This is a genomic window from Virgibacillus chiguensis, assembly GCF_900129865.1.
GTDB classification, from domain to species: domain Bacteria; phylum Bacillota; class Bacilli; order Bacillales; family Amphibacillaceae; genus Virgibacillus; species Virgibacillus chiguensis.
Window position 1 is genome coordinate 1 of sequence record NZ_FQXD01000016.1, and the last position, 17,267, is coordinate 17,267.

Annotated in this window: 14 protein-coding genes; 5 read left to right on the forward strand and 9 right to left on the reverse strand. The window is 37.5% G+C overall.

From position 1 onward, the window contains the following. Positions 1-244: 244 nt before the first annotated feature. Both BUB45_RS15480 and BUB45_RS15485 read right to left on the reverse strand, forming a co-directional pair. The gene (locus BUB45_RS15480) at positions 245-580 is read right to left on the reverse strand and encodes a putative periplasmic lipoprotein (RefSeq protein ID WP_073011735.1); all 336 of its coding nucleotides are present in this window, start codon (positions 578-580) and stop codon (positions 245-247) included. Between the two features lie 654 nt (positions 581-1,234). Continuing rightward, positions 1,235-1,816 carry an LOG family protein gene (locus BUB45_RS15485; protein ID WP_073011737.1) on the reverse strand — a complete coding sequence of 194 codons (582 nt, stop codon included), beginning with the start codon at positions 1,814-1,816 and terminating at the stop codon, positions 1,235-1,237. A gap of 227 nt (positions 1,817-2,043) precedes the next feature. Between BUB45_RS15485 and BUB45_RS15490 the strand changes: the two genes are divergently transcribed. Then, the gene (locus BUB45_RS15490) at positions 2,044-3,750 is read left to right on the forward strand and encodes a methyl-accepting chemotaxis protein (RefSeq protein WP_073011740.1); all 1,707 of its coding nucleotides are present in this window, start codon (positions 2,044-2,046) and stop codon (positions 3,748-3,750) included. A 293-nt stretch (positions 3,751-4,043) separates the two neighbouring features. On the opposite strand, the gene opp4C is transcribed toward BUB45_RS15490, so the two are convergent. From opp4C to BUB45_RS15525, 7 genes are all read right to left on the reverse strand, one after another. Next, positions 4,044-4,967, reverse strand: a complete 924-nt coding sequence (gene opp4C / locus BUB45_RS15495) for an oligopeptide ABC transporter permease (RefSeq protein ID WP_073011743.1) — start codon at positions 4,965-4,967, stop codon at positions 4,044-4,046. 11 nt (positions 4,968-4,978) lie between these two features. Continuing rightward, positions 4,979-5,947, reverse strand: a complete 969-nt coding sequence (locus BUB45_RS15500) for an ABC transporter permease (RefSeq protein ID WP_073011746.1) — start codon at positions 5,945-5,947, stop codon at positions 4,979-4,981. A gap of 554 nt (positions 5,948-6,501) precedes the next feature. Beyond that, positions 6,502-8,280: a peptide-binding protein gene (locus BUB45_RS15505; protein WP_342068364.1), complete on the reverse strand. Its 1,779-nt coding sequence runs from the start codon at positions 8,278-8,280 to the stop codon at positions 6,502-6,504. Between the two features lie 398 nt (positions 8,281-8,678). Beyond that, entirely contained in the window at positions 8,679-9,698 is a 1,020-nt protein-coding gene (locus tag BUB45_RS15510; RefSeq protein ID WP_073011748.1) for an ABC transporter ATP-binding protein, read from the reverse strand. Then, positions 9,658-10,686 carry an ABC transporter ATP-binding protein gene (locus tag BUB45_RS15515; RefSeq protein WP_073011751.1) on the reverse strand — a complete coding sequence of 343 codons (1,029 nt, stop codon included), beginning with the start codon at positions 10,684-10,686 and terminating at the stop codon, positions 9,658-9,660. Before BUB45_RS15515 ends, BUB45_RS15510 begins: the two co-directional genes overlap by 41 nt. A 315-nt stretch (positions 10,687-11,001) precedes the next feature. Then, positions 11,002-11,484, reverse strand: coding sequence for a hypothetical protein (locus BUB45_RS15520; protein WP_073011754.1), 483 nt, complete (start codon positions 11,482-11,484; stop codon positions 11,002-11,004). 9 nt (positions 11,485-11,493) lie between these two features. Then, on the reverse strand, positions 11,494-12,498 hold the full coding sequence (locus BUB45_RS15525) for a DUF3231 family protein (protein WP_073011756.1): 1,005 nt from the start codon (positions 12,496-12,498) through the stop codon (positions 11,494-11,496). Between the two features lie 223 nt (positions 12,499-12,721). Here BUB45_RS15525 and BUB45_RS15530 point away from each other — a divergent pair, with 223 nt between their 5' ends. The 4 genes from BUB45_RS15530 to BUB45_RS15540 all read left to right on the forward strand — a co-directional run bounded on the left by BUB45_RS15530 (position 12,722) and on the right by BUB45_RS15540 (position 17,134). Further along, on the forward strand, positions 12,722-14,266 hold the full coding sequence (locus BUB45_RS15530; RefSeq protein WP_073011759.1) for a spore germination protein: 1,545 nt from the start codon (positions 12,722-12,724) through the stop codon (positions 14,264-14,266). Then, a complete protein-coding gene (locus tag BUB45_RS15535) occupies positions 14,266-15,402 on the forward strand; it encodes a GerAB/ArcD/ProY family transporter (RefSeq protein WP_073011762.1) in 1,137 nt (378 codons plus the stop codon). The genes BUB45_RS15530 and BUB45_RS15535 overlap by 1 nt, the downstream gene beginning before the upstream one ends. After that, on the forward strand, positions 15,399-15,566 hold the full coding sequence (locus BUB45_RS19950) for a hypothetical protein (RefSeq protein WP_170861768.1): 168 nt from the start codon (positions 15,399-15,401) through the stop codon (positions 15,564-15,566). Before BUB45_RS15535 ends, BUB45_RS19950 begins: the two co-directional genes overlap by 4 nt. A 62-nt stretch (positions 15,567-15,628) precedes the next feature. Next, positions 15,629-17,134: an amidase family protein gene (locus tag BUB45_RS15540; RefSeq protein WP_073011765.1), complete on the forward strand. Its 1,506-nt coding sequence runs from the start codon at positions 15,629-15,631 to the stop codon at positions 17,132-17,134. Positions 17,135-17,267: the final 133 nt, after the last annotated feature.

Genomic DNA, 17,267 nt, shown 5'->3' on the forward strand with positions numbered 1-17,267 from the left:
TGGAAAGTAACGGTAGCACTAGCAGATACAATTTTTATAAATTAGTTAGAATAAAATAGGCGGAAAAATAACGCCTAAACATAATATACGAGAGGAGAACAGCAATGAAAAAAGTATGTACTTATTGATCTACTTACCACTTATCTTAGCTTGAAGTGAGAGCTTTTTCGTTTATTGGACTCCCTGAATATCATTCAGGGAGTTACGCTAACGCTTAGGTGCGTCTAATCATGTAAGGTGGATTTCAGGTAATAACGTCATTAAAGATTACTCCTTTATCAAACTGGATTAATTTAAGTCGATTTGTTTCTTTAACAAAGATGGACTTATATTCTTGTCCATTGTCCTTGGTTTTAATTTTAATCACGCGCTTGTGTGGATTATCTTCTACGATAGTTGCTTTATGGTTAGAAATAGAAATTTCCTCTTCTAAGACACTGTATTCTTCTAGTTGATTTATGGAAGAAATGGTGTCCTCTGCATTGGTTTGGATTTTCTGTTCACTGTTATTTGAAGCTGTTTCGTTGGTGCAACCTATCAACATACCTGCAAATAAACAGATTACTGTATACTTTTTCATATCTTTTCCGCTCCTCCTTCAAGGAAAATGGTTGTTAAAAGAAATGATAACCGATCTTTCTATATAGGAGATAAGTAGAAAATTAGAAAATAATGAGAAAAACAGAAACAGATCACGGAGTTTGTATGTCGAAAGCTTTCGTTTTACTTTTTAATAGATGTATACCCGAATGTTTTAGATCTCTCAAATCAGCGCAGAAAAATGAAAGGTATGGAAGCCGATAAAAATAAGCCAAATAGAATAGTATCTATATGACTTTTGCTTCATGTATGCGCCTGTATTTTTGGGGTTAGGAATTTCGCAGCTTTTTCATTACTTAAAAAAATGATGATGAAAAAAAGGAAATGAAATTCAACTCAACTGCAGCAGAAAATCCCTGGGCTTTTCGTAGCTGGCACATAGACGCTTCGTTAGAAAAATTTGGCTTAACGACAAATCAGATGTGCGCAAGCTTTTGGTTTTTTATATACTATATAAACTAAAAGAACGTTATATTTATTTGTGCGTTTTTCTACTACGCTTTCCACCAAAGTGCCGTGTTTTTCCTCTGCTATCTCCATCCTTTTATTCTACCTGTAAGTTTGGCTTCGCACTATCCTACTTTCCGTTTAATACAGCTTAACTTATGATAGTTAGGCCAATGTACACAATAGGTCATGTTTGATGCGGTTGTAAAAACGATTTAATAGCTGGTGGCTCATATTGACGAAACTTTTCAATTAATTCTTTTGCATCGGTATCTGACAAGACAACATCGAGATGCTTTTGCTCCATAAACTGTTGTTCCTTCATATGCTGGAAAAAATGAAGTAGTTGGTTGTAATAGTTGTTTACGTTTAAAAGCCCACATGGTTTTTGATGTAACCCTAATTGCGCCCACGTAAATACTTCGAAATATTCCTCAAGTGTACCAGGTCCACCTGGTAAAGCAATGAAGCCATCCGCTAGGTTTGCCATTGTCATTTTTCTTTCATGCATGGAGTCGACGATGATTAGTTCCGTTAGATTTTTATGATAGACTTCCTTGCTTTTTAGAAATTCTGGTATAACCCCAATTGCTTTGCCTCCTTCATTTAGTACGGCATCAGCGACAGCCCCCATGAGACCAACACTTGCACCACCGTAGACGAGCGTAATATGTTGATTAGCGAGTTCTTTCCCGAGCTTTGTAGCTGCTTCTAAGTATGTCGGTGAGATGCCTGGTCTGGAACCACAAAACACAGCGAGTTTATCCATTTACTTATCCCTCCTTAATAGTATAAGTATATAGAAACCTGAGCGCTTTGTTAACCGCTTCTTCAGTATGTAAATAAAAATTAAAATCGTTGGTTGCCTGTTGTGCGTACATAAAATAGAAGAAAGAAATGACACAATTTTAAAATATATAAGGGAAATGTCCATTTACACAAATAATAGCCGATATAAATAAAGAAAAGATTATTTTAGTGGAAAGGGATGACCAAATGAAAAGATTCCTACGCTTTAACTATGTTAAAAATAAATTAATTATTGGTTACGTTTCTATTATAGTTGCACTTATAATAACAGCCGTTTATCATTTTTATACAGCGAAGCAAGTTCATGAGGAAGTAGAATCAGTTATAAGTACGGAAGTAGTGGCTGTTCAAAAAGTTGAACGTCTTCATGCAAATCTATTAGAGCAACAGGCATTAGCTATGGGGTTTCTATTAAAGGAAGATGATACGATCCGTAAAGACTACGAACAAAGGCAAGCGGAAGGGAAGCATTTAATAGAAGAAGTACAGACGATGGCATCAGCTAAACAATGGCACGAACTAAGCAATAAACAAAAAGAATGGCAGCAAGAAGTCAAAAAGCGATTGAATAAAATAGATGATAGGGAAACGACAAGTAACTTAGCCAATGCAAACGTTCAAACGTTAGGTTCTGAAGTTAGTTCCATCATGCAAGAAATGGTAGATAACCAAACGAAGAAACTGGAAAATATACAAGAGCAGGCTGTTTCTAATGCAAAAGAATCACAAACTTGGTTTGTCATACTTACTGCTAGTATCATTTTATTTATAGTTGCCATTAGTGTACTAACTGTTCGATCCATTACCATACCAATCCATCAATTGCGGGCGAGGATAAAAGGTATTGCGGAGGGAAACGTGCAACCAGAGCCATTGCCAATAAATACAGGTGGTGAGCTTGGACAAATGATGGAAGCGACTAGTACTATAAGTGAAAACATTAACAATTTTTTGGGTAAAGTTAATCACGTATCAAATACGATAAGTAATTATGGTCAATCTTTTACTCGCTCGGCTCAAGAAGTGATGGAGGGAGCAGAGCAAATAGCTACAACCATGCAAGAATTAGCCGTTGGTTCAGAGACACAAGCAAATCGAGCAAGTGATTTAGCGATGAATATGGAAACATTCAGTACGAAAATGAGTGATACAAACGACCAAGGAAAGTTAATCGATCAAGCGTCTCAAGAAATTTTGACGATGACCGAGGAAGGGCAGCAGATGATGAAATCTTCCTCAGAGCAAATGGATCAAATTGATAAAATAGTGAAAGAAGCAGTAGATAAAGTGAGGCAATTGGATGAACAATCGCAAGAAATTAACCATTTAGTCGAAACCATTCAAGATATTGCGCAACAAACGAATTTACTTGCATTAAATGCTGCGATTGAAGCTGCAAGAGCGGGAGAGCATGGAAAAGGCTTTGCGGTTGTAGCAGCTGAGGTAAGAAAACTCGCTGAACAAGTAAGCGATTCTGTAACAAATATAACTGGAATTGTTACCCATATTAAGCATAACTCCAATTTAGTTACGAATACGCTAGAAAATAGTTATGAGGAAGTGGGAACGGGTACCAAGCAAATTCACGCAACACAACAAACATTTGATGGTATAACCATGTTTGTCAATGAAATGGTTCAGGTTATAAAGACAATTTCTTCGCACTTAGAAGAAATGAAAGATAATAGCAGCAAAATGAATACAGCTATTCATGAGATAGCTTCTGTTACAGAGGAGTCATCAGCTGGTATTGAACAAACGGCAGCTTCGGCCCAACAGTCCAGTGCAGCAATGGGAGAAGTTGTTGATCAGTCCAAAGATTTGGACAATCTCCGGCATGAATTACATGAAATGGTTCACATTTTCAATAAAGGTAACATACATGAAGAGTAGTGGTTTAATGGAATAGGAAAATTATGTACTTCCTAACTTGTACTATAGGAAAGCATAAAGTTTAAAGGATTATCGTAAAAAAAACAAAGACTTTCGCTATAAGACTTGGCGACAAGCCAAGTTTATCTAATCATTTTACTGAGAAAGAAGTGAAGCGTTCGTAGAGATCTGCGTACTTTACATACCCTTTTTCTCATTCGACAAAGATAATACCTTAAAAAAACTTACTGCTCATTGTTAGCAGTAAGTTTTTTGCATGATTTATAGATAAGATAAGTCCTTCGAATATATCGTTATCGTTGCTTACTTTTCGGATCAAAGGCATCTCGCAATCCGTCACCGATAAAATTAATTGCTAGAACGGTTACTAAAATAGCTAATCCTGGAGGTATCCATGCTTCTGGGTTATTTCGCAATATGCGAATGTTTTGCGCCTCTGAAATCATATTCCCCCAAGTTGGTGTTGGTTGTGGGATACCAAAACCGATAAAGCTAAGCCCCGATTCTACAATAATGTATGTTGCCATCATGAGCGTAGCATTTACAATAATCGGACCAATCGCATTGGGAATAAAATGTTTACGAATAATTCGCATATCACTTGCGCCGATAGCCTTAGCGCCCAAGACAAACTCCTGCTCTCGGAGGGATAAATATGTAGCTCGGATAATACGTGTTAAATTAGGCCATGATGTTAAAGCGATAATGGTAACAAATATTCCGATTGTTATCTTATCAATAACTGCGATAATCGTTAGCACAAGTACAAGAAATGGTAGCATAAGCATAATATCTGCTCCACGCATAATGATACTGTCTACTTTGCCGCCATAGTAACCAGCGACGGATCCAAGCACAACGCCAATGACTAACGTAAAAAACATGGCACTAAAACCGACAATTAAAGAGATTCTTCCGCCATATAATAAGCGGGCGAAATTGTCTTGTCCTTGTCCGTTCGTTCCTAAAATATGCTCATCGGTAGGCCTTTTTTCAATATTTGTTACGTCTGTTTTTATTGGGTCTTGACTCGTAAGTAATGGGGCAGCAATACAGATAATAACAATAGCTAAAAGTACAAAAATGCTAATAACAGCTAACTTATTCTTTTTAAAACGGTTAAATGCTAACTGAAATGGTGTCTTATGTTGATGTTGTTGATCAATAGGCTCATTTTCCGGTCCTGTTGGTAATGTGCTTTCCGTATTTGTTTGCATTATTATTCACCTCAATCGTAACGTATTCTTGGATCAATAATGCTGTAAAGAATATCAGCTATTAAATTACCAATTAAAATGAGAATACCTAGTATGAGAGCAATCGCCATTACAACTGGAAAATCGCGGTTCATAACAGAGCTTAAAAATAAAGTGCCTAATCCAGGGTATTGAAAAACTTGTTCCGTGATTACAGCACCACTTAATAACACGCCAATTTCAAATCCCATTAAGGTGATAATAGGAATAAGCGCGTTTCGTAGCGTATGTTTATAGAGGACATTACTTTCCGACATACCTTTTGCCTTTGCTGTACGTATATAATCGCTTCCTAATACGTCTAGCACTTCGGAACGCATATAGCGCATATAAGTTGCAGTGCCTGCTAACCCAAGTGTAATACCAGGGAGAACCATGTGATGAATACGATTCATAAATGCTTCAAATCCCGTAAGTCCAGGAGTGGATAATGTCCCTTGCGAAGGGAACCAACCTAAGTTAATCGATAGGACGTAAATGGCTATTAATCCAAAGAAAAAATTAGGAATAGCTAATCCTAAAAAACCAAAACCAGTAGCCCCATAGTCCAGTAATGAGTATGGCTTTCTTGCAGAATAAATGCCAATAGGAATAGCAACAATTACCGTAATAGCTAAGGAGAAAAGACCTAAATACAATGTGTTAGCAAATCGAGCTTCAATTAATTCAGCAACAGAACGACCATTAAAGAAGAGGGAATTTCCAAAGTCGCCTTGTGCTGCATCACTTATCCAGTTCCAGTACTGTACATAGATAGGATCATTTAAACCTAGTGCTTGACGACGCTCTTCAAAAACTTCCGGGTCAACATTTGGATCATTAAGCATTTTACTTGACAAAGCGTCTCCAGGAGCTAACTGTGAAATACCAAATACAATCACTGTAAGGGCAAACAGCATCGGGATGAATATTAATATTCTACGGATAATATATTTGTACATGGTGCTCACCTCTTTGCATGTTAATAAAATGAAACTGTTATTTCATTATAGAAAAGTACAAGGATTAGAAGAAAAACGAGCTTTTGCATATAGAATGGTATGAAGCTATGTTTTCTATAGTAGAGTTTGTTGCTTTATCTCTTCTAAAAGTTAAGTAAATATAAATGTTTTTTTGCATTGGTCATTTAGGTTACGCAAATTTAATTCGTAAATTATCTATCAGCGCCCTCATTTGATGATAAAGCACGGAGCTTGTTTAAAAAAGAAAGAGGCTGAACCAAACTTTTAAACCTTGTATAGTAATGACAGAGACGATACCTCATTTGTGCTACGGAAAAATAGGCTGTTTTCCGTGGGCGTCAAGGAGCCTCCGAAGTGATGCATTTCGAAGGCTCATCTACGCCTTACATCATTTGTTACATACCGGAAAGTAGGAAGTTTTAAGGTTTGTAATATAAGAAAACCGACAGCTTTCGTCATTGAGATTTGACGGTAAGCCAAGTATTTCTAACAAATTGTTCTAGCCTCTTTATAATTTCTTAGGTCGTTACTAATTACTCGGCTAACCACCAGTTTTCTGGTTCATTAATAAAGGAATATGGCATTGGATTTACACCATTTAACCGTTCGTTAAAGGCATAAATTTTGTTTTGAGCATAGAGTAAAATAGCTGGCAAATCTTCTGAGAATACTGCTTGCCATTCACTATACTTTTTAGCACGGTAATCTTGTTCAAATGCTTCAGGTGCTTGCATCGCTTCTTCCAATAATGTTTCTGACTGTTCATTGTTCCAACGCTGATAATTATAAGCAGCGTCTGCTCCCCAAAGCCCTGAAGGATCTGGATCAGCACTTGCTAAACTCCAGCCTAGAAGGAATAGATCCCAATCGGAATTATCATTAGTTAGCTCTTCGACGTATGCGGTCATTTCCTTTGGTTGACGTAGGTCAATGTTTATTCCTACATCTTCTAAGAACTGTTCTATAATTGGCGCAGAGTCTTCACGGAGCTTATTTCCAGTTGGATAGTTTAAGTTGACCACCCATTCTTCTCCATCTGGAGTTTCTCTGAAGCCGTCATCGTTTGTATCTTCATAGCCAGCTTCATCTAATAGTGATTTTGCTTTTTCAGGATCAAATTCAAAATTTGTTGTTGCTTCTTCATCGTAAGCCCAAAATTGTTGTGCTATTGGAGCATTAATTACAGAACCATGGCCATACAGTAAGTTATCAACAAGCGCGTTGCGATCAATAGCATGTGCCATTGCTTGGCGAACCTTTAGTTCACCCATATCTTCATTTGGTACCCAGTTGTCCGGCTCAATGGCACCGGCTTCTACATCGGCATCCGTACGGTGATTAACTTTAAAGCCCATTAATTGATACCCAAAGTCGGGTTGTTCAATAATTTCAATATGTTCTAGTGCGTCAACTGTTTCGAAGTCAGGTGCTGGTACGCCAGAAGGATCAGCAATGAAGTCAATTTCCTCACTTTCTAGCAGACCTAGCATGACAGACTGGTCAACCACACGCCATACAATCTGATCTAAATATGGCTCGGATTTCCAGTAATCTGCATTCTTTTCCAGAACGTATTGCTCACGTTCTAGCATTTCTGTAAATTTAAACGGTCCAGTACCGATTACCTCACCTGCGTTTAATGTTGCAGCGTGTTCAGGTATCTCACTTACTGGTACATCTGCAAAAATATGCTCAGGAATAATGGCGAAAGAGACGTCTTTTAAAATCGTTACATTAGGCTCGGCGAATTTAAAAGTTACGGTGTAATCATCTTCAGCTACTACCCCTTCAAACTCATCCGTTTCTCCACTGTTGAACGCTTCATACCCAAGCAATCTTACAACGTATTCTGTACGAACTCCGCCAGCTTCTATATAGCCAGGACTAGCTATCGCTTTGTACGTATAAACGACATCATCGGCAGTGAATTCTTCTCCATCATGCCATTTTACGCCTTCCTCCAGTTGTAAGGTGATTTCCGTTTGGTCTTCATTAATTTCCCACTCTTTAGCTAATTCGGCTTCAAATTCTAATTCTTTTGTTTGCCCGACTAACGATTCGTGCGTAAAGTCAAGAATATTTGCCTCATAGGATTCCTCGTAAAAGATCGGATTAAAAACCCCTGCTGGGGCTGTATCCATTGCTCCAGTCAAGGTGCCGCCTTTTTGAGGCTCGCCACTTGCTTCATCATCATCTTTTGCTTGGCTTTCATTTCCTTCCTTTTCGGAGGTGTCATCCCCATTACAAGCTACTAATACAAATCCAAAGAATAACATAAGTACGAAAAGTAATACCCATTTTTTGTTAAACACGCTTTCATTCCCCCTTATTATTTGCACAGATTTACACGCATTGATCTTTCCTTTTTGCACTACAGGAAGATAAGAAAAACATCAACTTTCGCCATAAAGACGTGGCGAAAAGCCAAGATTTTCTTTTTCTGTGATTGTTACCACCCCCTTCAAGTGTATGTTTAGAATCGGAATAAAGGACGGATTATTCTGAATAATAACAACGTATGTAACATGTTATTTTAGAATGAGAGATAACGAGTAGTTGTACCATGAGAATGTTTTCGAGAAGTCTGCGTGTTTTTATCTCTGGTGCCAGTGTCCTTTTATTCATTGATAACTTTACAGAAGTATAAACCATCTCCTTAGCTTAGAAACTCCGTTCTCATGATTAATGATGTGCCAAGAGGAGCATCTCTTTATTCGTACAAATGGCATGCAACAAAATGCCCCTTCTCCATCTCGCTTAATGCTGGTATTTCGCTTATGCAACGGTCGTGTGCCATAGGGCAGCGTGTACGGAAAACACAACCAGATGGTGGATTCGCTGGACTTGGTAAATCACCACTAAGTTTAATTTTCTCTCTCTTTTCTCTTACATTTGTCGATGGCACAGATGATAGTAAAGCTTTTGTATATGGGTGAAGTGGGTTTTGGTAGAGTTGTTCTTTCGGTGCAAGTTCTGCAATACGTCCTAAATACATGACAGCTACACGATCACTAATATGTTTAACAACGCTGAGGTCATGCGCTATAAATAAGTAGGTAAGATGATATTCTTCCTGTAAGTCCGCCATTAAATTTAGCACTTGAGCTTGAATGGAAACATCGAGTGCTGACACTGGTTCATCACAGATAATGAATTTTGGGTTAAGTGCAAGCGCCCGTGCAATACTAATTCGTTGCCGCTGTCCTCCAGAAAATTCATGCGGATATTTTGCACGATCATTCGCTCGTAGACCGACTTTCTCTAGCAATTCAACACTCATTTGCTTACGTTCTGGTTTAGAAACGGAAGTTTGCACGAGTAAAGGCTCTTCAATTAGCTCTCCGACACTCATTTTAGAATTAAGTGAAGCAAATGGATCCTGAAAAACAATTTGCATATGTTTTCGATATGCACGTAATTTTCGATTGTTTAAATGGGAAATGTCTTTGCCCTCAAATATGACTTCACCTTCTGTAGGCTCTAAAAGACGAAGTAACACACGCCCAAGTGTTGATTTACCAGAACCAGATTCTCCAACAAGACCAAGTGTTTCTCCCTTTTTTATGGATAAAGAAACATCGTCTACAGCTTTTACATGACCTATTGTATGTTTGAAAATACCACCTTTGATGGGGAAGTATTTTTTTATATGACTTGCTTGCATAATGGTTTCGTTATTTTGTTCTTGTTCAGATTTTTTGTTCTGCAGTTGTTTTTGCTCGATTGTCATGAGAATGGCCTCCTCCTAATTCATAAAGATAACAGCGTGCTTTATGTGTGGGTGCTATGGATAATAGTTCAGGATTTGATTCTCTGCATTGATCCATTACATGCGGGCAGCGGTCGGCAAAACGACAACCTTTAGGAAATAGATAGGCTGGAGGGACAGAACCTTTAATGGCACCGAGCCGTTTTACTTCTTTTTCTAAACTTGGTAAACTTTCTAATAGCCCAATGGTATAAGGGTGTTTCGTTTCTTCAAAAATAGCTTCGACAGTTGTTTCCTCAACGATTTGACCACCATACATTACCAGTACGCGATCTGCGTATTCGGCTACTACGCCAAGATCATGCGTGACTAAAAGGATGGACATATTTAAACGTTCTTTCATTTCCATGAGCAGGTCTAAAATCTGCGCTTGAATGGTTACATCTAAGGCTGTAGAAGGTTCATCAGCTATGAGGAGTTTTGGATCACAAGATATGGCCATAGCGATCATTGCCCGTTGTCTCATTCCACCCGATAATTGATGTGGATACTCGTTCATAACTTCTTTTGCTCGTGGAAATCCAACTAAGTTCAGTAATTCAATAACTCTTTCCCGTGCAGCATGCTTGGAGAGGTTTTTATGTTTTCGAATCGTTTCAACAATTTGGCTACCAATAGTATAGACTGGATTTAGTGCTGTCATCGGTTCTTGAAAAATCATTGCAATATCATTGCCACGTATTTTAGTCATCTGTTTACTGGATTTTGTTAATAAATTATCTCCTTCTAGGCAAATGGTTCCATCTACAATTTTTCCAGGCTTATTTATCAATTGCATAATCGAGAGGGAAGTGATACTTTTTCCACTTCCTGATTCGCCAACAATAGCCAACGTTTCACCTTGATGTATTGTGAAATCTACACCATCTACTGCGCGAGCGACAAAATTATTTTCTAAGTAAAAATACGTTTTTAAATTGCTTACTTCCAATACTGGATTTTCCTTCATTCGCTTCACCTCTATGTAAAATCAATCTAAACCAGTAACATCTTAATTTGATTATACACTGATTGTTAGAAAATTTTCAATAATATTTTAAAATTAATATTCTCTATAAACAAAAGAATCAAATTATTTTTCGTTTAACTAGTCTAAGATTTCATATGGTTGTTTATAGTATAAAGCATCTTATGGTTGTAATATTTGCTTTTTCAATTATATAAATGAAGTACAATGGAGGTGTGTATCTTAGCATTTTTAAACCCTCATTTCTTCCTGAAGACTTGGCTTGTCGCCAAGTCTTCAGGAAGAAATGAGGGTTCGTTATTTTTTAGTATAAACTTTAAGTAAAATCCATTGAATGAAAGCCCCTATGCTAAGTCCGATAGGCAAGAATAGCATTGGTAGCCACATGGGGCCAATTAAATATCCAAACACATGAAGTTTGGATGAAAAAATTAGCCCAATCGTGACAAAGTATGCAGAAAAAACGAGTGGTAGGTAAGCAAAAGGTCTTTCCCCTCCGCCAGCATCTTTGTAGGCGTCCCAGATGGCAAAAAAGTATAAACATGGATAAAACATCAGCCATAAATAATTGGTCCCTTCGATAGCTTCTTCAATCTTAAATTGAAAACTATAAATGATGATTTTATTAAAATTTCCCATAACATTAATGATAAATTCTAAGCCAATTAGTAATAGCCCCTTTACATACTTTTGATTTAATAATTGGCCAAATCCCGGCAAGGCAATACTCCATAGTATAGCTGCTAGTTTTTTACTTTTTTTGCTTAGGTTTGTATCCATATAGACAACCTATTCCACTAAGTCATTTCGATTAGCGGCCATGGGAGGTTGTTCGAGCCATCCATGACGGATAAGGATCTTCATACCTTCGTTGGCGTACTTTCCTACTTCTGCCATTAAACGTGCATATTGCACACTTAGATCATGTCTGGGGCTTCTAGACATAGAGACGCTATATTGTCCAATACTGGAAGCGATGAGGTTCGCAACGAAGGTCACCATGAGTCGATCGGAAAACGGAGCAGTTGTAGAATCCGTTACCTCTGAAGTTCTTAAAAGTGCTCCATCGGATAAGAAATCTTCATGAAGAATAGATGTAAACACTTCTAAATGCTTACCGGATATATCTCTTCCTTTTTGGAAGAATTTCTTCACTTCATTGGATTGAGCTACTTGACTAAACCCTGTAATCATAGCATGGCCTAAAGCATTGCGTTTAGAGTGAAAGACTAAGTTAGTTACTTCTATACCTAATAAAGGTCTGCGTTCACCGAGCCACCCAGTCATGTAATTTTTATCTTCTACAAATGTGATGGTTTCTGAATGAGGTATTCTTGGAGAACGAATGTATATTGCTTTTTCTTTCTCTAGTTCTTTTGCTTGTTTATTTAAAGAAATAGCAGCTTTTAAATTTTTAGCGTAGTAATCGTTGACATCTTTATGATCTGCGACGGAAAGAGCTAAACTGTATGTGTCTAACATAAAAAATGTCATATTAAAAATATACTCTAAATAAAGGGTGTCCGAGAATAGACGAGGTGCATTTAAATTAATATCTTCGTCTGTAAATCCTTTAGGTATATGAAAATTTGCTTTTTTAAATAGCTCTTCCATATGATGAATATTTCTTTCAATTAACTGTAATGTTTCTTGTAATATGTTTTGAATATCAGGATCCTCTACATGTTGAAGAAAATGTTTCATGCCGTATTTTATAATCGTATCACTTTCGTAAGTGTCCCATAACGTCGAAATATCTGAAGCTGTAAAATAGTTCGTGTATAAATTATTCAATAATATAACTCCCTTCCTGTTCGATTTGTACTATGGTGTATCACGTGAAAAAATAATCTCTCATTTCATTCAATCAGGATAATCATAAAAAAAACGTTATTGAATAACTCGCTTTCTCTATGTGACGATTAGTTTTGTCAGATCCTAGAATTTTATACGGATGAATAAAAGGAGGATGTGAAGGGCATAAGAAAAAGGAAGTTCATAAAAGGGATGTGATGGCATGGGAAGACGAGTAATAAAAAGAAACAATCAAAACGCACAAACAGATGATAATAATTTCAATACATATTTGACATCTTCTTTAAAGGAGAATCTCGACAGTATTCAAAAAATGCTCGGAAACCCTGTTGATTTAGTTATAAGGAACTTCTATTTCGCAAAGCACGCCTGTGCCATTATCTATATTGATGGACTGAGTAACAAACAGCAAATTGAAGAAAATGTGCTAAGGGAATTGGAGAGATTGGAGCAAAGTGATCAAACAGCAGAATTAAATACATCGAATTTATTAGCTATTATTCATGAACAATTAATTAGTATTTCTAGCATAAAAAATGTAGATACCATGGATAAATTATCACTTGGACTATTGTCAGGAAGTTCTGTGCTTTTGCTTGACGGTGTGGAGCGTGTTTTGTTATTAGAGACCAAAGAATGGGAAAGTCGCGCGATACAGGAACCTGTATCAGAAGCACTTATTCGTGGCCCAAGAGAAGGGTTTGTAGAAAACTTAAACACCAATATCGTTTTAATCAGAAGACAAATACGTGACCCTAATCTACATTTCAAAGAATATGATATAGGAAGAAGGTCAAAGAAAAAGCTTGTATTAGCTTATATATCTGGGATTATTCATCCAGAGCTATTAAAGGAAGTTAAAAAGAGACTATCCTCCATTGACACAGATGATGCAATGGAATCAGGATATATTGAGCAATGGATTGAAGATAGTTTCTTGTCTCCTTTTCCACAAATATTTAATAGTGAACGACCTGATAAAGCAGCTTCTGCCCTCATAAAAGGTAAATTTATTATCTTGCTAGATGGAACACCTTTTGTTCTCATCGCACCTACAGAAATAGGTGGAGCATTTAAATCACCAGAAGATTATTACGAGCGTTGGTTAATTAGTTCATTGATAAGAGTGTTACGTTATTTAGCAGCTTTTATAACCATGTTCCTACCTGCTCTGTATATTGCTTTAGTTTCCTATCATCAAGGGATGATTCCATCCCAGTTAGCTTTTTCAATTGCATCTACAAGGGAAGGTGTGCCATTTCCTGCTTTTGTTGAAGCTGTTTTAATGGGAGTTACTATGGAACTGTTAAGAGAAGCTGGTGCGCGATTACCAAAAACAATTGGGCAAACCATTGGTATTGTTGGAGGGTTAGTTATTGGGGAAGCAGCCGTTTCAGCAGGTGTTGTAAGTCCAATTATGGTTATTGTAGTCGCTTTAACAGCAGTGGCATCATTTACAATCCCCATGTACAGTGTCGCTATTTCCTTTCGAATGGTTCGATTCGGATTTATGGCAGCAGCGGCTTTTTTAGGCTTGTATGGCATTATCCTCGCCTATATTATGGTCAATATTCATATCGTCAATTTAAAAAGCTTTGGTGTTCCTTACTCTACTCCATATGCGCCGACGTTTATTAGTGATTGGAAGGACTTGGTTTTACGTATGCCAGCACCAATGTTAGGGAGAAGACCGGAATACTTACAAACGAAAGATAAAATATCAGCAAAAAAACGGAGGAGTAAATGATGTATCAGTTTAAATATGCCGATGATAAAATTAGCGACAATGAGTTAATGATTACCATTCCCTCTATAACCATTGGTGTAGGTGTACTCAGCTTACCAAGTTTAATTGCTGAGGATACAATAGGATCTGACGGATGGATTCCAATTATAAGCGCTGGAGTTTTTTTTGTCGCATTAGCTTGGTTAATTGTTAAAGTTGCTTCGATGTATCCGAACCAACCCTTTATTAGTTTTGCATCCGTTTTACTATCAAAGCCAATAGCTACTGTACTAACTATTTTACTTGCTTTACAAGGCTTTTTTATTACAGCATTTGTTTTACGAATTATTGCTGATCTTGCGAAAGAATATTTATTTGATCGTACACCGGTAGAAGTGATTTCCCTTTGCTTTCTCCTCGTAGTAAGTTATGCGGTTTCTGGATCAAGAGTAGGTTTGTTTCGCTTAAATATGATGTTTTTTCCGATCATTATTTTTATCATTGTGTTTGTCGGCATATTTTCTATTAATTGGTATGATGCCAGCAATTTTCTGCCGGTGTTTCAAACTGACTTCCGAGGATACCTAAATGCATCCAGGAATAGCTTATTTTCCCTAACTGGATTATTTGTTTTATTTTTTTACACGTCGCTAGTACGTAAACCAGATAAAGCCCCTAAAAAAGCGGTTTATGGTATGACAATGGTTTCTATATTTTATATATTTATTTATTTTATGTGTATCGGTGTGTTTGGCTATGCGGGAACAGCTAATGTCAATTACCCCATTGTTGAAATCGCGAAAGAAGTTGAAATACCCGGAGGTGTTTTTGAAAGGTTCGATTCTATTTTCTTTGTAATTTGGATAATGGCCGTTTTTAACACGGTTACAATGGCTTTTGATTCTTCTTTGTATGCTTTGAAGTCTGTTTTTAATTTGAAAAAAATCCACTATATATTGTTTTTAACGCCGGTGTTGTTTTTTGTGGCGATGATTCCTAAGGATGTAATAGATGTTAGAGAATTCGGTGATTTCGTAAGTTTGTATGGTCTAGTAATTACAACACTAACAGCAATCGTGTTATTTACGATTGCATCTGTGAAAAAAAAAGTCAGTTCCGAAGCAAACACTTCTAAAAGGAGGAACTCTAAATCATGAATTATTGGACAGAGTATTTACCTAATTGGAGACAAATTTACTATACAGCGATTGCCTTTGTAATTCCATTTTTGTTGTATCAAATAAATAAGAGATTACACCACTACGGTGATCCATCTTGGAAAAAAGATAATGCAGACGAAACGCCGCGAGAAGATGAGTAGCAATTTGGTAATAACTATTTATTAATGTTAGACTAATGAAAAATGGGTATTGAGGTGCAGTAGTGAAAACGAGCGAATTTAGAAACTATGATGCAGTGAATTTAGCTGATTTAGTAAAGAAAGGCGAGACGACAGAAGAAGAACTTTTGCTAGCTTCATTAGAACAACTTGCACAAGTAAATCCTACTTTGAATGCAGTTATTTCCGAACGTAAGGAAAAAGCGCTTCAAGAATGGAAAGATATGACGCAAAAAAGGCCGTTTCGCGGTGTGCCTGTTTTGCTAAAGAATACGGGGCAACAATTAAAAGGGGAGCGGACGACCTCAGGCTCCAAGTTATTGAAACAGTATGCTTCCGTAGCAAAACAAGATTCTCATTTTGTGCGTGCTTTTCGTGATGCTGGTTTTCAATTTATTGGTCATACGAACACACCAGAGTTTGGCTTGAAAAATATTACGGAACCTGAAACAGATGGTCCAACTCGAAACCCTTGGAATGTGGCCTATTCACCAGGTGGGTCAAGTGGCGGTTCGGCAGCCGCGGTTGCAGCTGGCATTGTTCCGTTGGCAGGAGCTAGCGATGGTGGGGGGTCGATTCGCATTCCTGCTTCTTTTACAGGACTGTTTGGTTTAAAGCCAACGAGAGGGAGAACACCAGTAGGTCCGGGAGCAGGTCGCCAGTGGCACGGCGCTGCGATTGATTTTGTCTTATCAAGAAGTGTGCGAGATAGTGCGGCAATGCTGGATGTATTACAGACAAGTCAACCTGAAGCTGCCTTTCAAGCACCGCTCTATTTGGAAAGCTACTTGGAAACGATGAAGCAACCGCCAAAAGAAGAGCTTCGCATCGCTTATTCTGTTACATCACCTGTCGGTACGCCTGTATCCAATGAAGCCAAAGAAGCGGTCATGAAAACGGTTCAATGGTTGGAGCGGTTAGGCTACCAAATAGAGGAAAATGATCCTCCCATTAATGGAAAGGAACTTATGCGAAACTATTATTTAATGAATAGTGGAGAAATCGCTACTGTCGGTATGCAGTTAGAGAAAATGATTGGAAGAAAGATTACTAGTGATGATGTGGAATTGGAAACTTGGCTGTTGCATTGTGCTGGGCAGTCTGTATCAGCAGCTGCGTTTTCCTCAAGTATTGCTTCATGGGATGTGGCAGCAGCTGCAATGGCTCATTTTCATAAAGGCTATGATTTCTATATTACCCCTACTACTGCTTTCACAGCACCTAAAGTCGGAGAATTATCGTGGGATACTATAGAGAAAAAACGGTGGATAGCAAAAATGGAGAATGCCAAAGCACATGAGCAACAAGAGATTATTTATGATATGTTTTTGCCGAGTCTAACCTATACGCCATTTACACAATTGGCTAATTTAACCGGACAGCCTGCTATGTCTCTACCACTTCATGTAACAAGTGAAAATATGCCTTTAGGCGTACAAATTATGGCTAATAAGGGAGAAGAGCATAGGTTATTACAATTAGCTTATCAATTGGAAGAAACCGACCTATGGCAAGGAATGAAAGGAAATCCATATTACAATCCTATGTAATAGGCGTGTGCATGATACAAATTAACGTGAGTTCATTCCTCTTAAAAAAAACGGGTAATTTAGATTTTGTGTTACTTTTTAAGAGGAAACTAGACTCTTACATGGTTGAATTTGTATAAGATGATGTACTTTT

Coding starts and splice junctions, on each gene's coding strand:
- BUB45_RS15500 (WP_073011746.1), bottom strand. CDS start 5,947: ATGTACAAATATATTATCCGTAGAATATTAATATTCATCCCGATGCTG.
- BUB45_RS15480 (WP_073011735.1), bottom strand. CDS start 580: ATGAAAAAGTATACAGTAATCTGTTTATTTGCAGGTATGTTGATAGGT.
- BUB45_RS15515 (WP_073011751.1), bottom strand. CDS start 10,686: ATGAAGGAAAATCCAGTATTGGAAGTAAGCAATTTAAAAACGTATTTT.
- BUB45_RS19950 (WP_170861768.1), top strand. CDS start 15,399: ATGAATTATTGGACAGAGTATTTACCTAATTGGAGACAAATTTACTAT.
- opp4C (WP_073011743.1), bottom strand. CDS start 4,967: ATGCAAACAAATACGGAAAGCACATTACCAACAGGACCGGAAAATGAG.
- BUB45_RS15535 (WP_073011762.1), top strand. CDS start 14,266: ATGTATCAGTTTAAATATGCCGATGATAAAATTAGCGACAATGAGTTA.
- BUB45_RS15520 (WP_073011754.1), bottom strand. CDS start 11,484: ATGGATACAAACCTAAGCAAAAAAAGTAAAAAACTAGCAGCTATACTA.
- BUB45_RS15490 (WP_073011740.1), top strand. CDS start 2,044: ATGAAAAGATTCCTACGCTTTAACTATGTTAAAAATAAATTAATTATT.
- BUB45_RS15485 (WP_073011737.1), bottom strand. CDS start 1,816: ATGGATAAACTCGCTGTGTTTTGTGGTTCCAGACCAGGCATCTCACCG.
- BUB45_RS15530 (WP_073011759.1), top strand. CDS start 12,722: ATGGGAAGACGAGTAATAAAAAGAAACAATCAAAACGCACAAACAGAT.
- BUB45_RS15510 (WP_073011748.1), bottom strand. CDS start 9,698: ATGACAATCGAGCAAAAACAACTGCAGAACAAAAAATCTGAACAAGAA.